Raw genomic sequence first — 4,242 nt, 5'->3', positions numbered from 1 at the left:
GTGAGGTGTGTGACCTTTCCGGAGATGGACCACACCTCACCCCAACCCTCTCCTTCCAGGAGAGGGAGCGCGTCGCGCGCAAGCTGACCGAAGCCATTGCCCGGAAAACGTATGACGCGGGTCCCCGCTCCTTCGGGAGAGGCACAGGCGCGTGATCTCTTCGGAGAGAGACCGCACCTTACCTCCGCCCCTCTCCCTTCAGGAGAGGGCGCGTGGCGCGCGCCGGCGGACCGAAGCCATCGATCGAAAAGCCGTCGTCAGACGAGCGGCGTCGCCAGCACCTTGTCGATTCGCCGGCCGTCCATGTCGACCACCTCGAAGCGCCAGCCGTGCGATTCGAAATGGTCGCCGGTGGCCGGAATACGGCCCATCTGGAAGATCACGAAGCCCGCCAGGGTGGTGAAGTCGTCGGAATTCGGCCTGTCGGCGAAGGCGAGGCGGTCGAAGGCCTGGCTCGCCGGCATCATCCCGTCGATGAGGAGGGAGCCGTCCTCGCGTTCCACCACGTTCGGCTCGTCGCCCACCTCCGGGATGTTGCCCGCGATGGCTTCCAGGAGGTCGGTCTGGGTGACGATGCCCTCCAGGCTGCCGTACTCGTCGACGACGACCGCCATCCGCACCGGCTTGGACTGGAAGGTTTCGAGGACGGCGAGGATCGACATGCTCTCATGCACGACGATGGGCGGCTGCGTGGCGGCCAGCACGTCGACGGGGCGGCCGTCGAGGAGCTGATTGAGCAGGTCCTGCTTGCGCACCACGCCGACGATCTCGTCGACCGCGCTGCGGCTCACGACGAGCTGGGCGTGGTCGCACTCGCGCACGGAGCGGAGCATCGCGTCCCGCTCCTCGTCGGCGTCCACCCACTCCACCTCGTGGCGCGGGGTCATGATATCGCGCACGCGCCGCTCGCCGATCGAGAAGATGCGCTGCACCGCCTCCTGCTGCGCCTCGCGGATGAGGCCGGCCTCCTGGCTCGCCTGGACCAGCAGGTTGAGTTCGGCGGTGGAGTGCAGGGACCCCTCGCCGTGCCCGGCCTGGAGCCCGAACATCCGCACGATCCCGTTGCCGAGGCCGTTCAGGAACAGGATCGCCGGGCGGAAGACGAAGAGGAACACGCCGAGCGGCCGTACGACCGCCAGCGCCGTGCGCTCGCTGCGCTGGAGGGCGAGGCTCTTGGGCGCGAGCTCGCCGAGCACGATGTGCATCGACGTGATGATGACGAAGGAGATCACCACCGCGATGGTGTGCGCGGCCGTGGTGCCCACCGGCTCCGGCAGGAACGAGAGCAGCGGAATGATGATGTGGGCCAGCGCCGGCTCGCCGACCCAGCCCAGCGCCAGGGACGAGATGGTGATGCCGAGCTGCGTGGCGGCGAGGAAGGCGTCGAGCTGATCGGTGGCCCGCTGGAGCGGCTTGGCGTTGGTCCGACGCTCGGAGACCAGTTCGGCGACCCGGCTCTTGCGAACGGAGACCAGGGCGAACTCGGCGGCCACGAAGAACCCGTTGGCGAGCACGAGGGCGATGACGGCGACGAGACCCAAACCCGTCGCCCATGCGTCGTCGAAAATCGTCGTCTCCCCTGGTCAGCCGGGGATCTCTAACAGCTACGCCCCGCACCGGCCACAGCGATCCCGAGAAAGTCCCGGAATCGCCGCGCCGGATCGGTCAGCGGTCGGCCTTCTCGCCGGAGACGGTCAGGTCGATGTAGCGCAGGGTGGTCGGGCGCACGAGTTCGCGCACCTTGCGGGCCATGCCCTCCTCTTCACGAAGCGATTGTTGGAAGCCCGTGATCGCCGCCTGCTGACCGGCGGCCTCGGTGATCGCGATCAGCGACTCGTAGGCCGCGATCTCGAAATTCTCGAAGGCGTGGTTGGCGTAGGCGTTCTTCAGGATCTCGTCCTGCGCCGGCGTATGGCCCAGGGCCATCATGTTGCCGACGAAGCCGAGCACGCCTTCCTTGATGGTCGAAGGGCTCTCCGAAACGGCGTGCAGCGCCTCCTCGAGGCGGGTGCGCTGGCCGTGGGTCTCCTCGATGTGCCGGCGCAGGGCCGCCTCCATCTCCGGGTAGCGCTGCAGGCGCTCGACCTGACGCTCCATGATCTGGAGCGCCTGCATTTCGAGGGCATGCGTATTCTTGAGGGCCGTCACATAGATGTCGCGCGTGTCTTTGGTCACGTCGAAGCACTCCTCGTCGGTCGCGAACGCATTCGCTGTCGTCACGAGAAGATCAGCCGACGGTTCGATGTTCCGCGTCGTCGCCCTGCTTTATCGGTGTAGCCAAGGCTATTCGGAGTGCGGCATCGGCGAGCTTGAGGGTTGCGCGCGGATACGCTTGCGGCAACGCGCGTCAGGACGCCGAGGCCGCCTTCAGTCGCTCCAACTCGGCCTCGGCGCTCAGGGCCCGGTCTTTCCAGGCGTCGCGCTCGGCCTCCGCCGCGCGCGCGGCGGTCTCGGCCCGCTTCGCCCGCGCGGCCTCCGCCGTCGCGAGGGCCTGGGCCCGTTCGCGAGCCCGGGTCTCGCCCGCCATCTGCACCTTGAGGTCGCGGGGCGTGGCCATCGCGGTCCTTCCTGTTCAACGTGTTCCGACTAATGAGGCGTGCCTTCCCGCGCCGGGCGGCCGGGGTCAAGCGCGGATCCCCGGGCGGCGGGGGCCGAACCCGGGGCGCGTTGGGACCGCTCACACGTTTCCCGGGTGATGGCTTCGGTCAGCCTGCGCACGCCGCGCCCCCTCTCCTGAAAGGAGAGGGTTGGGGTGAGGTGTGGTCCACATCCGGAAAGGTCACACACCTCACCCTGTCCCTCTCCTTTCAGGAGAGGGGACCCGCGCCAGAACCCGAACGATTCAGCTGGAAATCGTATCAGAGGAACTTCGCCGGGTCCGTGCTCGGGGGCGCCGGCCTCACGTCGGTACGGTTCCACCAGCCGCCGCCGAGCGCCTGGAACAGGGCGGCGGTGTCGGCATACTGGTTGGCGCGCGCGCCCGCCGAGGTGACGAGGGCCGAGAGGTAGGATTGCTGGGCGATCAGCACCTGGGTGCTGTTCAGCGCGCCCGCGGCGTACTGCTTGCGGATCAGGCCGAGGCTCTCGTTCGTGGCCCGCTCGGCGGCCGAGGCCGCCGCCACCGCCTTGGCGTCGGATTGCAGGGCGCGCAGGGTGTCGGCGACGTTCTGGAAGGCGCCGATGACCACCGCCCGGTACTGGGCCTGGGCCTCGTTCAGCGCCTCCTCCGCCGCGCGCTGGCGCCGGAACAGGGTTCCGGCATCGAAGATCGGCTGCGCCACGGTGCCGACGATGCCGTAGAACGAGGCGGCCGAACTCGCGAGCTGCGCGATCCGCACCGCGCTGGCGCCGCCGTTGGCGGTGATGTTGAACTGCGGCAGGCGGTTGGCCACCGCGACGCCGACCGCCGCGCTCGCCTGCTGCACGTTGGCCTCCGCCGCCTTCACGTCCGGGCGCTGCTGCACGAGGCGCGAGGGCAGGCTCACCGGCAGGCCGGTGGGCAGGCGCAGGGAGGCGAGGGTGAAGGTCTGCGAGACCTCCTCGCTCGGCAGGCGCCCGACCAGGGCGGTGAGCAGGTTGCGCTGCTGGGCGAGCTGCTTCTCCAGGGGCGGCAGCAGCTGCATCGAGACCGAGAGCGCGGCCTGCTGCACCACCACGTCGGCCCCGGCGATCTGCCCGAGGGAGAGCTGCTTGTTGTAGAGGTTCAGGACCTCGGTCTGGGCCTGGATCACCTTGCGGGTGGCGTCGATCTGGGCGCGCAGCGACGCCTCCTGGATCGCCGCCAGGACGACGTTCGTGGTCAGCGTCAGGTAGGTGGCTTCCAGCTGGAAGCGCTGGTTCTCGGCCTGCGCCTCCAGGGACTCGATCTGGCGCCGGTTGCCGCCGAACACGTCGGGCGTGAACGAGACCGTCACCTGCGGCGTGTAGAGGCTGTAGAACAGCTGCCGGGTGTCGTTGAGCGGCCCCTGCAGGGCGCCCCCGGGAGCCTTCTGGCGCGAGCCGAGGCCGTTGGCGGCGACCACCGGGAACAGCGTGCCGCGCTGCGCCTCGACGTTCTCCTGCGCGATCCGCAGGGCGGCCTGCGCGGCGTCGAGGTTCGGATTGTTGGCGAGCGCTTCCTCGACCAGACGGTCGAGGGCGGGGGAGCGGAACAGCGTCCACCACCGGCCCGGCACGTCGGCACCCGAGACGAAATTCTGGTCGGCCGAGCCGCCATGGGCGGTGCGGATGGTGTCGGCGGCG

4 protein-coding genes are annotated in these 4,242 nt (G+C 69.3%); all 4 read right to left on the bottom strand.

Translation table 11 applies throughout. The annotated features are described in order from the left end of the window. Positions 1-257: 257 nt before the first annotated feature. A complete protein-coding gene (locus K2X24_RS00645) occupies positions 258-1,514 on the bottom strand; it encodes a hemolysin family protein (RefSeq protein WP_292493717.1) in 1,257 nt (418 codons plus the stop codon). A gap of 151 nt (positions 1,515-1,665) precedes the next feature. Then, complete coding sequence (locus tag K2X24_RS00640) at positions 1,666-2,175, bottom strand: ferritin-like domain-containing protein (protein WP_292493715.1); 510 nt, start codon at positions 2,173-2,175, stop codon at positions 1,666-1,668. A gap of 172 nt (positions 2,176-2,347) precedes the next feature. Further along, entirely contained in the window at positions 2,348-2,557 is a 210-nt protein-coding gene (locus K2X24_RS00635; protein ID WP_292493713.1) for a hypothetical protein, read from the bottom strand. A 301-nt stretch (positions 2,558-2,858) separates the two neighbouring features. After that, positions 2,859-4,242, bottom strand: a 1,384-nt coding sequence (locus K2X24_RS00630) for an efflux transporter outer membrane subunit (protein WP_292493711.1), incomplete at its 5' end; no start/stop codon positions are given.

It is taken from the genome of Methylobacterium sp. (assembly GCF_019750675.1).
Taxonomy (GTDB): domain Bacteria; phylum Pseudomonadota; class Alphaproteobacteria; order Rhizobiales; family Beijerinckiaceae; genus Methylobacterium.
This window is presented reverse-complemented; position numbering and strand designations above follow the sequence as displayed.

What these genes read in the sequence shown, in the direction of transcription:
- K2X24_RS00635 (WP_292493713.1), bottom strand. Translation starts at nt 2,557, where the DNA reads ATGGCCACGCCCCGCGACCTCAAGGTGCAGATGGCGGGCGAGACCCGG.